Genomic DNA, 11,852 nt, shown 5'->3' on the forward strand with positions numbered 1-11,852 from the left:
TCAACGTGTCAGTTCGCGGCCGGAACCGTGCTCGGCGTCCCATGCGGCCAGTTCGTCTGTGCTTCCCGCCGGTAGGGTGACGGGTGCTCCGAGATTCTGCCTCACCGCGATGAACGTCAGCAGCAGTTGCCGCTGCAGACCGAACATCTGCCGCTCCTGCTCGGCATTCACATGATCGTATCCCAGCAGATGCAGAATGCCGTGAATCGTCAGCAGCAGCATCTCCTGCAGTACGCCATGGCCCGCCGCAGCAGCCTGCTGGGCAGCGACCCACGGGCAGATCACGATGTCGCCGAGCACCCCTTCCATGACCTCGTCGCCGTTCCCCGGGCGCAGCTCGTCCATGGGGAAGCTCATCACATCGGTCGGCCCTTCGAGATTCATCCAATGCATGTGCATCTGGGCGATGGGATCCGGGTCCACGAACAGGATCGTCAGATCGGACTGCGTGCTGACCCGCATCTGATCCATGACCCACAGCCCCAGATCGGAGAACACCTTCAGATCGATCGACCATACGGTCTCATTGGAAACGTCAACGCTCATCGCCGTCTGCATCCCTCTTGTGCTTGTTGTTCGTCGCCGTGCGGGACATCCGTCTATGGTCCCCGTCCAGCCCTTCATGCCGGTTGTATGCGGCCACGATACGCCCGACCAGACGGTGGCGCACCACATCCTCCGCCTTCATGTGCACGAAGGCGATATCCTCGATGCCGCCGAGGATATGCTCGATGGTGGCCAGTCCAGACCGAGGAACCGCAAGATCGACCTGCGTGATATCGCCGGTAATCACCATCTTGGTGTTGAATCCGAGTCTGGTGAGGAACATCTTCATCTGTTCCTCCGTGGTGTTCTGCGCCTCGTCGAGAATCACGAACGCGTCATTGAGCGTGCGCCCGCGCATGTAGGCGAGAGGCGCGACCTCGATGGTGCCGTCGTCCATGTACCGTTTGAGCTGGTCGGCACCCAGCATATCGGATAATGCGTCGTACAGCGGGCGCAGGTACGGATCCACCTTCTCGTTGAGCGTACCTGGCAGAAATCCCAGGCTCTCCCCCGCTTCGACCGCAGGACGGGTGAGGATAATACGCCTGACCTGTTTGTCCTGGAACGCACGGACTGCCTTGGCCACGGCCAGATACGTCTTGCCCGTACCGGCCGGTCCTATGCCGAACGTGATGGTATGGGTCTCTATCGCCGCGACATAGGCCGCCTGGCCGGCGGTTTTCGCGCGGACCGGGTTGCCGGAGGCATAGGTGATGACCCCGGCAACGGACGGCTTGCGCCGCTGGGTACCGGAGCGAGCCTCGGCATGCTCGATATGCTCGATGCGCTTGAGGTTCTCCACAGTCTTGCCATGCCCCGGATGGGTGACGCGCACACGGTTGTCAAGCACGTCCTGATCCATCATGCGCCGTACGGTCTGCGCGTCCATCGGTATGGTATGCGCCGCATCCATGATCGTTTCGATAAGATGCTCCGCCTTCGACGCGTCCGATTCGGTCTTCTTGGAGCGCGAGGCGATGATGATGCGGTTGCCCCGCACGGTGAATTCCAGGTCGGGGTATGCGTGTTCGATCTCGCGAATGACCTCGTCGACAGGGCCAAGCACGGACACCGGGTCAAGCTCGGCGGGAATGGTTATGGTGCGAGTTGTCGTCGCCACGGGTTCCTTCCGTCTACTCGTCAAGCACTTCGCCGGTCAGCACATGGGCATGCGCATGGAACACGGTCTGCCCGGCGTCACGTCCGGTGTTGAACACCAGACGGTATTCGCCGTGGAATTCCTTGTCCGCAATGCCCTGGGCGACTTCGACCATATGGGCGAGCTGTGCGGGATCGGACTTGGCGAGTTCGCTCACGTTTGCGACGTGCTTCTTCGGCACGATCAGCACATGGATCTTCGCCTGCGGATTGATGTCCTTGAATGCGTAGGTGGTGTCGTCCTCATACACCTTGGTGCTCGGGATCTGCCCGGCAACGATCTTGCAGAACAGGCAGTCTTCGGCTTCGCTCATCGTTTGCTCCTTCACGCGGTTCTATTCGGTTTCATGCTATTGCGCCGCCACGACGCGTGTGAAATATCGCTCACGCGAAACGTCCCAGCGATCTGCTGAGCAGCGACAGCGCGACCGGTCCGGCGGTCGAGGCCCGGAGGATATTCCTTCCCAGTACCACGCTTCTGGCTCCCGCTTCCACGAACCGCGCGACCTCGTCTTCGCTGATGCCGCCTTCCGGACCCACCACCACATATACCGTGCGCGGCTTGCCGTCCTTCAGACAGGTGTCGGCGAGCTTTTCGGTCTGTTCCTCTATGGACGACCAGGTGTCGGTGGCGTCCTGATGCAGCACGACGACCAGATCGCCATGCACGTTGGCGCGCAGGATCATGGAGATAATCTGCTTGCTGGAGACGCATTCCTCCAGTTCCGGAACCCATGCGCGGCGCGACTGTTCCGTCGCCGCCTGCAGCGTGGACAGCCATTTGCGGTCGGTTCTTCCGTTTTTCCATTTGGCGATGGACCGATCGGCCTGCCACGGCACCACGGTATCGACGCCGATCTGCGTGGCGGTGTCGATGGCCTGCTCGTCATGCCCGTTCTTCGCCAGCGCCTGCACCAGAGCCAGCCGGGTGACGGGTTGGGCCTCCCTGACGAAATCGCGCACCTCGGCGATGCCGTTGTCCGCGTCGACAAGGGCGACGCCGAGTCGCAGTCCCCTGCCATCGGTCAGTTGGAATTCGTCGCCGGCCTTCAGGCGCATGGACTGCACGGCATGGCGCCTGACCTGCGCGGGCAGTGTCAGCTTCCAGCCGATGCTTGATTCGTCGGAGTTCACCGGCACGTCATCGTTGTCAGGGTCAAACAGGAATACAGCATTCGTCATGTTCTCTAGGCTATCAACTGGTTTTGCCCGTACCGACACGCTCGCGACACGCTGATGTTGCATCCGAGCGATCCAGTGCTAAAGTAGCACTCGTTGCCAAACAGCGACCTGCCCGGGTGGCGGAATGGTAGACGCGCTAGCTTGAGGTGCTAGTGGTTATTTTATTACAACCGTACGGGTTCAAGTCCCGTCTCGGGCACAAGTAAAACCCCTTGGAAACAAGGGGTTTTGTTGTATCTCAAGGAGTTTTCGCATATGCGCTTCATCGAACTTGATTCCATTGACGACGAACGCGTCAGCGCCTATGTGAATCTCACCGAAATCCAATTGCGCAACCGGCTGGAGCCCGCCAAGGGTCTGTTCATCGCCGAATCCCCCAAGGTCATCGACCGTGCGCTGGCCGCAGGGCGCGAGCCGTTGTCGCTGCTGGTCGAAAAGCCCTGGCTGGAAGGCATGGCCGATATGTTCGCGCGCATCGATGCGCAATGGGGGACGGACGTTCCCGTATATGTGGCGTCGCCGGAGCAATTGAAAAGACTGACCGGCTACCGCCTGCATCGTGGCGCGCTCAGCGCGATGCGCCGCTGGCCGCTGCCTTCCGTCGAGCAGGTGTGCGAGGGCGCGCATCGCATCGCGGTGATGGAGAATATCGTCGACCCGACCAATGTGGGCGCGCTGATGCGCTCCGCCGCGGCTTTGGACGTCGACGCCGTGCTCGTCACCCCCTCCTGCGGCGATCCGCTGTACAGACGTGCGGCCCGCGTGTCGATGGGAACCGTGTTTCAGGTGCCGTGGACCCGCATCGACGGTGAGGGGAAGCATTACTGGCCGTTCAAAGGCCTTGAGGAGCTGCACTCGCTTGGATTCACCACGGTGGCCATGGCCCTTGAGGACGATTCGATCAGCCTTGACGAGTTGACGCGCCGTCTGAACAGCGATGCGGCCGATTCGCAGCATATCGACAAGCTCGCGCTCATCTTCGGCACGGAAGGCGACGGACTGAGCCGTCACACCATCGCCCGCGCCGATCTGACGGTGAAGATCCCGATGTCGCATGATGTGGACAGCCTGAATGTGGCCGCGTCGAGCGCCGTCGCTTTTTACGCAACTCGCCGTCTTAATGACTAATTAATGAATTTCCGCCAAATATGCCTGACATGCAAGCCAGGTTGCTTGCATATTGTTTTTTTTGTGCAATTATGGACGGTAGAGGTCAGCGAGGAAGCTGACTGCTAACGACGTTGCCTGCTCGACGTCACCAATCGTCATGATTGATATGAGAGGAGCCACGCACCATGGCAAAGAACAAGCAGAAGATTCTATCCATCGTTTTGGCAGGTGGTGAGGGTACCCGTCTGATGCCGTTGACCCGCGATCGCGCCAAGCCTGCGGTGCCGTTCGGCGGCGTATACCGTCTTATCGACTTCCCCCTGTCGAATCTGGTGAATTCCGATTACCGCCACATCGTGGTCCTCACCCAGTACAAGTCGCATTCGCTGGATCGTCATATCTCCCAGATGTGGCGGTTCTCCTCGCTGCTCGGCAACTACGTCTCCCCTGTGCCGGCACAGCAGCGGCTCGGCAAGCACTGGTATCTGGGCTCTGCCGACGCCATCTACCAGACCATCAACATCATCGAGGACGTGCAGCCGGACATCGTGGTGATCGTCGGTGCCGACCATGTCTATCGCATGGACTTCGGGCAGATGGTCGAACAGCACATCGAATCGGGTGCAGAGTTCACCGTGGCAGGCATCCGTCAGCCGATCGAGCAGTCGAACCAGTTCGGCGTCATCGACGTCGACCCGGAGCATCCGAACCAGATCAAGTCCTTCCTGGAGAAGCCCGACACCTGCGCCGGTCTGCCGGATGACCCGAACACGTTCCTGGCATCCATGGGCAACTATGTGGCCAATACCGACGCGCTGTTCGACGCGCTGGCCAAGGATGCGAAGAGCGCCGACACCAAGCACGACATGGGCGGCGACATCGCCCCGTACTTCGCCTCCCGCGGCGAGGCCGGCGTCTACGACTTCAACTCGAACGTGATTCCGGGCGCGACGGATACCGACCACGCCTATTGGCGTGACGTGGGCACGCTGAAGCAGTTCTACGATGCGCACATGGATCTGATCGCCTATGTGCCCGAGTTCAACCTGTACAACCAGGCATGGCCGATCTACACGAACTCCGGCACGCTGCCACCCGCGAAGTTCGTCCATGCCGGCCGCGACCGCCTCGGCCACGCCACGGATTCCATCGTCTCCCCCGGCGTCATCGTCTCCGGCGGCGAAGTGCACCATTCCGTGCTGTCCCCGAACGTGCACATCCACTCCTGGTCGCAGGTGGTCGATTCCATCCTGTTCGACGGCGTCGTGATCAATCGCCGTGCGCGCGTCTACAAGGCAATTCTCGACAAGAACGTCGTGCTGACCGAGAACTCCACCGTCGGCATCGACACGGAGCATGATCTGGCCCGCGGCTTCACCGTCACGCCCGAGGGCATCACCGTGGTGCCGAAGGGCACCGTGGTGGACGACTAAGCGTCAGTTCTCCCCTTACGTTTGAGGCCCCTGTATCCCGATTATTCGGATACAGGGGCCTCAAACGTATATGCGCCGCATGGGTATGCCCGCCGGATGGAAAACAGCCACATACAAAAACCGTCCTGCATCGGCGGGAATCGCGCTGCAGGACGGAATACGATATGGAAAGACCGTGCGGAAGACAGCTCAGTATTTGGGAAGATTGTCGAAGTTGAATCCGAGCGCCGCCAACTGGTCGCGCCCTTCGGGGGTGATCTTGTCCATCGTCCAGCGCGGCTGCCATGTCCAATCGATACGGAACTCCTCGACCAGTCCGGCCAATGTCGAAGCGCATTCGTCCTCGATCAGATCGGTTAATGGGCATGCCGGCGTGGTCAGCGTCATGGTGATAATGGCACGACCCAGCTCATCGATTTCAATACCGTATACCAGACCAAGATCGATGACGTCGATGCCCAGTTCCGGATCGATGACCTGATGCAGCGCCTCACGAACATCCGCAGCGGTCGCGCGACCGATGTCGTCCACAAACTTCAGGGGGATGGCGTTCCCATCGTCATCCTGGCAGCAGCCATCAGCCTGCTGCCCTCCACAGCCGCAGCCGCTATGCGCCTGCGACGACTGACCCGAAGCCGCTCCATCATTGCCGATGGTTTTAGCCAAAGCGGGATTCATCATCATACGACGTGCAGCATCCTCATCCTTGACCACGCCCTTTACGGCGTCGAAAATGGAAGCCTGAGGCTCGGGTACCAAAGTATCGCTCATCATCTACTCCATAATCGTTGCTATAACTGTTGAACACTCTACGCTGCGACACGCAGCTTGTCACGACTTGTTCGCGGCAAGCGCCCTGGCAACGGCATCCTTAAGACCTTCCCATCCAAGCAGCGCGCATTTGATGCGCATCGGATATTTCGAAGCGCCCTGGAACACAATGGCGTCCTCCAGGCGTTCCTCGTCATCCTCATTGTCCAGTCCCTTGCCGCGGGATTCCATAAGACGATGGAACAGCTGCTCGAGTTCCATGGCATCATCGACGGTCTTGCCTTCGACCAGATCGACCATAATCGACAGACTCGCCTGCGAGATGGAACAGCCATGACCATCCCACACCAGCCGTTCGATGGCATGAGGCTCGCTATCGGAGATCTCGACATGAATGGTCGCCTCGTCACCGCACGTGGGATTGAACTGGTGCGATTCGCCCGGCGTGCAGTATTCATGTGAGGCGCGGACCACTGTTTCACCGGACTTGGCCCCGGAATCCTCCTGTGCCAGGTCGGCGGCGAAATGCTCCTTGCCGTGCGGATGCTTCGACGCTTCGAGGATCACCTCCTGGTACATCTGCTCGAAGTCGTCGCCGCTCATACCGAAATCATTCATGCTGTTCCTTCCCTCGCAAGCCCCGAATATACGTCACGCGCCGAAGAACGGACGCACCTTGCCCAACGCCTCAAGCAGAGCGTGGACATCCTCGACATTGTTGTACACGCCGCAGGATGCACGGTTCGAGGCATACAGGCCGAAGTGGCGGTGCACCGGCTGCGCGCAGTGGTGGCCGACGCGGATGGCGATGCCCTGCGCGTCGATGAACTGGCCGACGTCATGCGGGTGGACGCCCTCGATGTCGAAGGCGACGGTGCCGATACGGTCGACGTTCTCGCGCGGTCCTAGGATACGCACGCCATCGATATCGCCCATCTTCAGCAATTCGCCGGCAAGCGTGCGCTCGTGCGCCTCAAGCTGGTCCATGCCGATGTTCATCATCCATTCCGCGGCCACGCCTGCGGCGACGACTTGGGCGACGGGCTGGGTTCCGGCCTCGAAACGTGCAGGGGGAAGCATGTACTGCGCAGGCTGATCCATCCAGGCCAGCTCCACCATCGATCCGCCGAAGCTTGCGGGCGGAAGCGCCTCAAGCATCTCGCGCTTGCCGTACAGGAAGCCGACGCCGGTCGGACCGTACATCTTATGCGCGCTCCATGCGGCGAAGTCGACGTCCAGCGCATGGAAGTCGATCTTCAGATGCGGCACGGACTGGCAGGCATCGAGCACGAAGATGCCGCCCACCTCATGCGTGCGCTTGATGATGGGCGCGATGTCGGTGATGGCACCGGTCACGTTGCCCACATGCGTCACGGCGACGACCTTCGTGCGTTCGGTGATGACCTCGTCGAGATTGTCGGTGCGTACGCGACCGTCCTCGGTCAGATTCAGCCACTTGAACGTCGCGCCGGTTCGTGCGGCAAGCTCCTGGAACGGCAGCAGCACGGAATGATGTTCGGCCTTCGAGACCACGATCTCGTCGCCGGCTTTAAGCGCGAATCGTTTCGCCGCCGCTCCCCCGCGTCCGAGAGAGGCATTGCCGAATGCCGTGGCAAGCAGATTCAGGCCGGCCGTGGCACCGGCGGTCACGACGATCTCCTCCTGGCCTTCCTCGGCATTGGCGCCGACGAGCCTGGTGACCTTCGCGCGCGCGTCCTCGAACGCCATGGTGCTGCGGGCGGCCAGCTCATGGGCCCCGCGATGCACGCCGGCGTTGATGGTCCTGTAGAATTCGCTTTCCGCGTCGATCACGCACTGCGGCTTCTGCGAGGTCGCAGCCGAATCCAGATACACCAGCGGATGACCGTGGACCTGCTGATCCAGAATCGGGAATTCCTTTCGAATAGCGGCAAAATCAACCATGTAAACCCCCTTATACGGCATGTACACCGATATACGACGGCGGCGAAGCACCGTTTGCCGGCCTTCGCCGCCTGTTTTCCGTTTTCAGGCCAATGCGCTTTCGGAATCGGCACCTTCCGGCAGGTACTGATCGTAGCCGTTCTCCTCCAGCTCGTCGGCAAGCTCTGGGCCACCGGTCTTCACGAAGTGGCCGTCGGCGAACACATGGACGATATCCGGCTTGATGTACTTGAGGATGCGGGTATAGTGCGTGACCATGAGGATGCCGAACTTGTTGGCTTCCTTGGCACGGTTCACGCCCTCGGAGACGATGCGCAGCGCGTCGACGTCAAGGCCGGAGTCGGTTTCGTCGAGAATGGCGAACTTCGGCTTGAGCAGCTCCAGCTGAAGCACTTCGGCGCGCTTCTTCTCGCCGCCGGAGAAGCCCTCGTTCACGGAACGGGTGGCGAACTTCGGGTCCATCTTGAGTCGCTTCATGGCTTCGGAAAGCTCCCTGGCCCATGTGCGGATGGACGGCGCCTTGCCGTCGATCTCGGTCTTGGCGGTGCGCAGGAAGTTCGTCATGGAGACGCCCGGCACCTCCACCGGGTACTGCATGGCGAGGAAGAGACCGGCCTTGGCACGTTCGTCCGGGGTCATCTTCAGGATATCCTGGCCGTCGAGCAGCACTTCGCCGCCGTCGACCACGTACTTGGGGTGGCCTGCCAGCGTGTAGGCCAGCGTGGACTTGCCGGAGCCGTTGGGCCCCATGATGGCATGGGTCTCGTCGGAGTTGACGGTGAGGTTCACGCCCTTGAGGATCGGCTTGATGCCTTCCTTGGTTTCGACGTGCGCGTACAGATCCTTGATTTCAAGCGTTGACATGGTTCCTATCCTTTATGTCCTTTACGTTCACTGTTCTTCGAGCACCTGCGCCATGGCATCGCTTTCGCCGCGTGCCAGTCGCTTGTCGATGACGTCCATGAGATGCTCGCAGATTGCGGGAATGCCGATTTCCTCGACGAGTTCGTTGAAGAAGCCGCGCACGACAAGCTTGCGTGCCTCGGTTTCGCTGACGCCGCGCGATTCGAGGTAGAACAGTTCCTCGTCGTTGAAACGGCCGACGGAGGACGCGTGGCCCGCGCCGATGATGTTGCCGTTCTCGATTTCGAGGTTCGGCTCGGAGTCGGCGATGGCGCCCGGGGTGAGCACCAGGTTGCGATTGAGCTCGTAGGAGTCGGTGCCGGGGGCGGTCGGCTCGATCAGCGCGTTGCCAACCCATGTGGAGTGCGCTCCCTTGCCGTCGAGCGCACCCTTGTAGACCACACGGCTCTTGCAGTCGGGCTGGTTGTGCACCACCATCGTGCGATGCTCGATGTGCTCGCCGGGATCGACGAAGTAGATGCCGAGCATGTTGAGATCGCCCTGCTCGCCGCCGAAGTCCTGATCCATGCGGATGCGCACGACATCGCCGCCGAGCGTCACCACACAGTGGCGGAGCGAAGCGCCCTCGCCGACATGGATGCGATGGTTGCCCACATGCTTGGAGCCTGCGCCCCATTCCTGGACGAAGGTGGTGGACACCTGCGAATGCCTGCCGGTGGTGATTTCCACGCCTTCGGCGAGACGCGCGTCGCCGTCGTGCTCGACCACGACATCGGCATGCGCGTTGTCGGCGGCGGCGATGACCAGATGGAACGCATCGAGGTCCATGCCGGCACCATGCACCTTGACCAGTACCGGCTGCTTGATCTCGCCGGACAGCTCGATGACGGTGGCCGTCGCGCCGGAGTTCCACTCCACCGCCGCGGCTCGGTCGGACGGCTTGGACACCGTGCCGGACAGTCCCTCACCGAGCTTGGTCTGGGTCAGCTTGACGCCGCTGGGAAGGGGCGAGCCGTCGATCATGCCGACTTCGATCCTGGTTTCGCCGGACGGCGTGAACACCGTGAAGAACTCGTCGATACGCTCGATGGGAGTGTAGCGCCAGTCATCCTGCTTGCGGGCGGGCATGGGGAACGCGTCGACGTCGAAGGATCGCGGGTTGCGGTCCGCCGAGGACGGCATTGCCGCCGGGTTGGCATACGGATCGTTCGGATCCGCCGTAGGGATAGTGATTTCCTTGGCTTCGGTCATGGTGATCAGCCCACCGATCCTTCCATCTGCAGTTCCACAAGTCTGTTCAGTTCAAGCGCGTATTCCATCGGCAGCTCACGGCTGATGGGCTCGACGAAGCCACGCACGATCATGCCCATGGCCTCGTCCTCGGTCAGGCCTCGGCTCATCAAATAGAACAGCTGGTCCTCGGACACCTTGGAGACCGTGGCCTCGTGCGCCATGGACACGTCGTCCTCACGCACGTCGACATGCGGGTAGGTGTCGGAACGGCTGAACTCGTCCACCAGCAGCGCGTCGCACACGGTGGAGTTCGAGGAGCCCTCGGCGCCCTTGACGATCTTCACCAGGCCGCGATAGGCGGAACGTCCGCCGCCGCGGGAGATCGACTTGGCGACGATGGTGGAGCTGGTATGCGGGGCGAGATGGATCATCTTCGCGCCGGTGTCCTGGTATTGGCCCTTGCCGGCGAAGCCGAGCGACATGGTGCTGGCCTTGGCGTACGGCTCGGCCAAGATGCAGGCCGGGTATTTCATGGTCGCCTTGGAGCCGATGTTGCCGTCGACCCATTCCATGGTGCCGCCCTCACGCACATACGCACGCTGGGTGACCAGGTTGTACACGTTGTTCGACCAGTTCTGCACGGTGGTGTAGCGCACACGTGCATGGGGCTCCACGAAGATCTCGACCACACCGGAGTGCAGGGAGTCGGTGGAATAGATCGGGGCTGTGCAGCCTTCGACGTAATGCACGTAGGATCCCTCGTCGGCGATGATCAGCGTGCGTTCGAACTGACCCATGTTCGGGGTGTTGATGCGGAAATACGCCTGCAGCGGAATATCCACGTGCACGCCCTTCGGCACGTAGACGAAGGAGCCGCCGGACCATGCGGCGGTGTTCAGCGCGGAGAACTTGTTGTCGTCGCTGGGGATGCACTTGCCGAAGTACTTCTTCACGATCTCGGGATATTCGCGCACCGCGGTGTCGGTGTCCACGAAGATCACGCCCTGCTTCTTCAGGTCCTCCTGGATCGAGTTGTAGATCACCTCGGACTCGTACTGCGCGGCGACGCCGGAGACCAGACGCTTCTTCTCGGCCTCGGGGATGCCGAGCTTGTCGTAGGTGGAGCGGATCTCGTCCGGCAGCTCCTCCCACGTGGTGGCCTGCTTGTCGATCGGTTTGACATAGTACTTGAAGTCGTCGGCGTCGAAGTCCTTCAGATCCACGCCCCACTGCGGCATCGGCTTGGAGATGAAGTCCCTGTAGCCCTGCAGTCGCTTTTCGAGCATCCATTCCGGTTCGCCCTTGTCCGCGCTGATGGCGCGCACGACGTTCTCGTCGATGCCCTTCTTCGCGGCCTCGCCTGCGGCATCGGTGTCGTGCCATCCGTAGGTGTAGTCGCCGAATTGGCTGATGATCTCGTCATCCTGCTTGATCTTATCCTCGTTGACGCGGGTGCGATCGGCCACGTATTGGCTCATCTCCACGTCAGCCGCGGCGTTTGGTGCTTGTGATTCGCTCACCTGTTTGCCTCCGTCATTCACACAATGTCCTACTAGAACCTAACAGAACTGGCGTGAAAACGCTACAGCCCACACCAGATTATGGTGTGGGCTGCAACACATATCGTCTCAG

11 protein-coding genes, 1 tRNA gene and 2 pseudogenes are annotated in these 11,852 nt (G+C 61.0%); 3 read left to right on the forward strand and 11 right to left on the reverse strand.

Annotated elements, in window-relative coordinates:
• The 4 genes from ybeY to G1C98_RS04655 form a co-directional block, all read right to left on the reverse strand.
• Positions 1–546 carry an rRNA maturation RNase YbeY gene (ybeY, locus tag G1C98_RS04640; RefSeq protein WP_169079709.1) on the reverse strand — a complete coding sequence of 182 codons (546 nt, stop codon included), beginning with the start codon at positions 544–546 and terminating at the stop codon, positions 1–3.
• Positions 536–1,666 (reverse strand): PhoH family protein, encoded by a 1,131-nt coding sequence (locus G1C98_RS04645; RefSeq protein ID WP_169079711.1) that lies wholly within the window; start codon positions 1,664–1,666, stop codon positions 536–538. Before G1C98_RS04645 ends, ybeY begins: the two co-directional genes overlap by 11 nt.
• Positions 1,667–1,679: 13 nt before the next feature.
• The gene (locus G1C98_RS04650) at positions 1,680–2,018 is read right to left on the reverse strand and encodes a histidine triad nucleotide-binding protein (RefSeq protein WP_169079713.1); all 339 of its coding nucleotides are present in this window, start codon (positions 2,016–2,018) and stop codon (positions 1,680–1,682) included.
• 70 nt (positions 2,019–2,088) lie between these two features.
• On the reverse strand, positions 2,089–2,886 hold the full coding sequence (locus G1C98_RS04655; RefSeq protein ID WP_169079715.1) for a 16S rRNA (uracil(1498)-N(3))-methyltransferase: 798 nt from the start codon (positions 2,884–2,886) through the stop codon (positions 2,089–2,091).
• A gap of 110 nt (positions 2,887–2,996) precedes the next feature.
• On the opposite strand from G1C98_RS04655, the gene G1C98_RS04660 reads away from it, so the two are divergent.
• From G1C98_RS04660 to glgC, 3 genes are all read left to right on the forward strand, one after another.
• Positions 2,997–3,085, forward strand: a tRNA-Leu gene (locus G1C98_RS04660).
• Between the two features lie 56 nt (positions 3,086–3,141).
• Entirely contained in the window at positions 3,142–4,014 is an 873-nt protein-coding gene (locus G1C98_RS04665; RefSeq protein ID WP_169079717.1) for a TrmH family RNA methyltransferase, read from the forward strand.
• A 167-nt stretch (positions 4,015–4,181) separates the two neighbouring features.
• The gene (glgC, locus tag G1C98_RS04670; protein ID WP_169079719.1) at positions 4,182–5,429 is read left to right on the forward strand and encodes a glucose-1-phosphate adenylyltransferase; all 1,248 of its coding nucleotides are present in this window, start codon (positions 4,182–4,184) and stop codon (positions 5,427–5,429) included.
• A gap of 189 nt (positions 5,430–5,618) precedes the next feature.
• Here glgC and G1C98_RS09510 read toward each other — a convergent pair.
• The 7 genes and pseudogenes from G1C98_RS09510 to sufB all read right to left on the reverse strand — a co-directional run.
• Positions 5,619–5,981 (reverse strand): annotated as a pseudogene (locus tag G1C98_RS09510) (metal-sulfur cluster assembly factor); the annotation flags it as partial.
• A gap of 98 nt (positions 5,982–6,079) precedes the next feature.
• Positions 6,080–6,203 (reverse strand): annotated as a pseudogene (locus G1C98_RS09515) (metal-sulfur cluster assembly factor); the annotation flags it as partial.
• Positions 6,204–6,260: 57 nt separating this feature from the next.
• Entirely contained in the window at positions 6,261–6,818 is a 558-nt protein-coding gene (gene sufU / locus G1C98_RS04680) for a Fe-S cluster assembly sulfur transfer protein SufU (protein ID WP_169079721.1), read from the reverse strand.
• 33 nt (positions 6,819–6,851) lie between these two features.
• Positions 6,852–8,123: a SufS family cysteine desulfurase gene (locus tag G1C98_RS04685; RefSeq protein WP_169079723.1), complete on the reverse strand. Its 1,272-nt coding sequence runs from the start codon at positions 8,121–8,123 to the stop codon at positions 6,852–6,854.
• A gap of 84 nt (positions 8,124–8,207) precedes the next feature.
• Entirely contained in the window at positions 8,208–8,987 is a 780-nt protein-coding gene (sufC, locus tag G1C98_RS04690; protein ID WP_169079725.1) for a Fe-S cluster assembly ATPase SufC, read from the reverse strand.
• 27 nt (positions 8,988–9,014) lie between these two features.
• Complete coding sequence (gene sufD, locus G1C98_RS04695; RefSeq protein ID WP_169079727.1) at positions 9,015–10,238, reverse strand: Fe-S cluster assembly protein SufD; 1,224 nt, start codon at positions 10,236–10,238, stop codon at positions 9,015–9,017.
• Positions 10,239–10,243: 5 nt separating this feature from the next.
• On the reverse strand, positions 10,244–11,698 hold the full coding sequence (sufB, locus tag G1C98_RS04700; RefSeq protein ID WP_205831908.1) for a Fe-S cluster assembly protein SufB: 1,455 nt from the start codon (positions 11,696–11,698) through the stop codon (positions 10,244–10,246).
• Positions 11,699–11,852: the final 154 nt, after the last annotated feature.

Origin of the sequence: Bifidobacterium erythrocebi, assembly GCF_012932675.1 — a bacterium.
GTDB classification, from domain to species: domain Bacteria; phylum Actinomycetota; class Actinomycetes; order Actinomycetales; family Bifidobacteriaceae; genus Bifidobacterium; species Bifidobacterium erythrocebi.